The sequence below is a fragment of the Mesorhizobium sp. M1D.F.Ca.ET.231.01.1.1 genome, assembly GCF_003999155.2.
Lineage (GTDB): Bacteria > Pseudomonadota > Alphaproteobacteria > Rhizobiales > Rhizobiaceae > Mesorhizobium.
In genome coordinates, this window is sequence record NZ_RZOZ02000107.1 from 1 (window position 1) to 371 (window position 371).

General features: G+C 70.6%; 1 protein-coding gene. It reads left to right on the forward strand.

What is annotated here, in order from left to right:
* A partial coding sequence (locus EN874_RS32505; protein ID WP_281061462.1) for an ArsC/Spx/MgsR family protein occupies positions 1 to 238 on the forward strand: 238 nt, incomplete at its 5' end.
* Between the last annotated feature and the right edge of the window lie 133 nt (positions 239 to 371).

A 371-nucleotide genomic window follows, 5' to 3' on the forward strand; every position in this document is an offset into this window, starting at 1 on the left:
GCTTGCGTGGGCCGCGCAGCTGGGTGGGCTGGCCGCGATGGTCAACAGGTCCTCCACCACCTGGCGGCAGCTGCCGGACAACCGCAAGGCCGCGGACTCCGAGGCCGAATGGAAGCTGCTGCTGCGCGAGTACCCGCAGCTGATCAAGCGCCCGCTGGTGGTCACCGCCGACGGCACGGTCAGCCAGGGTTTCAGTGACAACGGCTTCAAGGCCCGCTTCGGCGTCGGTGACGCATGAGCGCGGTCCTCGACCTGACCTGCGAGCTGGTCGCACGGCCCTCGGTGACGCCGGACGATGCTGGCTGCCAGGCACTGCTGGCGGCGCGCCTGGAGCAGGCCGGGTTCCAGTGCGATCACCTGCGGCTGGGCGA